This is a genomic window from Fretibacterium fastidiosum (assembly GCF_000210715.1).
Taxonomy (GTDB): Bacteria; Synergistota; Synergistia; order Synergistales; family Aminobacteriaceae; genus Fretibacterium; species Fretibacterium fastidiosum.
In genome coordinates this window covers 2388829-2391116 of record NC_021038.1, presented here as the reverse complement: position 1 = coordinate 2391116, position 2288 = coordinate 2388829, and the positions used below count along the sequence as shown (strand labels likewise).

General features: G+C 59.0%; 3 protein-coding genes. All 3 read right to left on the bottom strand.

Going from position 1 to position 2288, the window contains the following annotated elements:
• Window positions 1-656, bottom strand: a 656-nt coding sequence (locus SY1_RS10770) for a glycosyltransferase family 2 protein (protein WP_208873786.1), incomplete at its 3' end; no start/stop codon positions are given.
• 1 nt (window position 657) lies between these two features.
• A complete protein-coding gene (locus SY1_RS10765) occupies window positions 658-1590 on the bottom strand; it encodes a glycosyltransferase family 2 protein (protein ID WP_015557030.1) in 933 nt (310 codons plus the stop codon).
• On the bottom strand, window positions 1583-2185 hold the full coding sequence (locus SY1_RS10760; protein WP_279369752.1) for a glycosyltransferase: 603 nt from the start codon (window positions 2183-2185) through the stop codon (window positions 1583-1585). The genes SY1_RS10765 and SY1_RS10760 overlap by 8 nt, the downstream gene beginning before the upstream one ends.
• Between the last annotated feature and the right edge of the window lie 103 nt (window positions 2186-2288).

Below are 2288 nucleotides of genomic sequence, written 5' to 3'. Positions count from 1 at the left end.
TGTAGAAAAAAGGAAAACGCAAAATCCTCCCCCAACGCATAGCCGCCAAAACGCTGAAAATCTTCGGGGAAAAAACATTTATATTTGCGAAAAACATCCACATCCAAGGCCATTCCCCCTCCGCTGGCCCAGTCCGCACCTCCTCCCCGTTTTTCCTCCCAGGCTCCGTAGTTGTAGAGAAACTCGGTAGCTCCATGATGATCCCACCCCAATCTCTTCTTCACCCAAGAGGATAATCCGTAGGGCCCATGCTCCAAGTGAGAGTGCATAGGCAAATTCACCACAGATGCGCCCGTTTTTTCAAACGTAGTTAAAATCCCCTTCAAAGCGTCCTGCGACAACTCACAGTCGTCGTCGATAAACAGGACGTAACGTATGGAACGCTCGTGCATCAGGACCTGCTTCACTGCGTCATTGCGTTGGGATGCCGAGCCGGCCCGCGGCGCCCTGAAGTACTTCAAGGGAAACGTCCAAGCCCCATCCTCCACCACCCTTCGGGTCTCCTCGTCCTGGCTGGCGTCCCAGACCACGCAGAGGAAATCACGGCAGGTCGATCGCTCCAGGCTTGTCAGCGCATGTCTTTTGATCTCGCCGCTTCGGTCCTTGGTAGCGATGATCACAGCCAGAGAAACGTTCATCAAAATAACCTCACTCACGTTAAAGAACCTCATTTCCACGTCTGCGTCCATCCTTCGGCTCTTTTTTCGAGGCACTCGCGGTCGATGGCATCGAAGGCCTGCGATGGGACAGGGCCTCCCATAGTCTGCCAAAGGAGCCGTCAAACGCGCCTGACACCTCGGCGCACAAAAGCCTGCTGTCGCGATAACGGGCATAGCACTCGGACAGTCCAAGGTCATCAATCCAGCGCCTGCCCCAACGCTTCAGGTACATCTTGAGTGTAGCCTTAAAGGCGGCAAGAGGGGGAAGCGCATCCTTATAGATCCTTCGATTTTCCATGAAGAGCCTCTCCGAATAGGCCGATGAAACCCCGGAGTTCCGAAAGGCCGTCAACACCTTGTCTATAGGACAGAAAGGCACTCCCCATCGAAAGAAGCGCAGCATCAGGTCCCAGTCTCCCGATACCCGGAACGAGGGATCAAATAAGCCGTGCCGATCGTACACCGAGCGGGCAACGAAGGTCGCGGGGTGAGCGATGCTCATACGACCGGTAAGGCGGCGGTGGTCGCCCACCGGATAGACCGTCCAGCGGCAACGCGCCTCGTCCACCACGGCCAGCTTGCCGAAAAACACGCCGGGGTCCGGGCTTTGTCTATAGGCCTCGGCCACCGTCTCCAGGGCCCAGGGCGCGTAGAGGTCGTCCGCGTTGAGGATACCGACGACATCTCCGGTGGCTCGGGCCACACCCTTGTTGAAGGCGTCGTAGATGCCCTCGTCCGGCTCGAGGACGACGTGGGTCAGCCGCGGCCGATAGCGTTCGATGATCTCCCGCGTCCCATCCGTCGAGCCGCCATCGATGACGATGTACTCGAACGGAGGACAGGTCTGAGAGAGAACGCTGTCCATGGCCTGTTCGACCGTCCCGGCAGCGTTGAGACAGACGGTGACGATGCTCATTTTAATATCACGCATCTCTCGTTACTCCTATCATCCCAAAAAGCTCCAGATAGGCGTCAACGGCCCGTTTCTCGGAGAAAGCTCCAGCGCGCTCCCGCAGCATCCTCCTCGGCATCGGCTGCTGCAAGGCCTCCAGCATTCCCTCGGAGAGGGCAGGGGCATCCCGCACGGGGACAATGTAGCCATACCTGCCGTCCTCCAAAATCTCACGAATTCCCCCCGGGGCATCCGTCGCCACCGGGGTCGTCCCGACGTACAGCGCCTCGATCAGGACCGTCGGAAGCCCCTCATAAAAGGTCGACAACACCAGGGCGTCGGCATCCCTCACCAATGGAAGTGGGTTGGCGATCATCCCCATCCAATCGACGTCCGTCTCGACCTTCAGCTCCGCAGCCCTGCGTTCGAGGCGGACTCGGTCCGGGCCGTCCCCCAGGACGAGCAATCGAACCGGCGTCGTCCGCCGCAACAGGGAAAAGGCCTCCAGCAGCGTGTCAAAATCCTTCTCGGGGCTGAGGCGCGCGACTGAAATCAAGGTGGGGATCGTTTTGTCCGTCAGCCACGGATGACGGCAAGCCTCCTCCGCCTTCCTTTCCAGAGCGCTTCCGACCACGGGGTTATAGATGTACAAAACCCGCGAAGCGGGGAGGCGAAAATGGGCGGCCAAATCAGCGGCGACGGCGGAGGAAACGCCGACGACGCGATCGGCTTTAGGG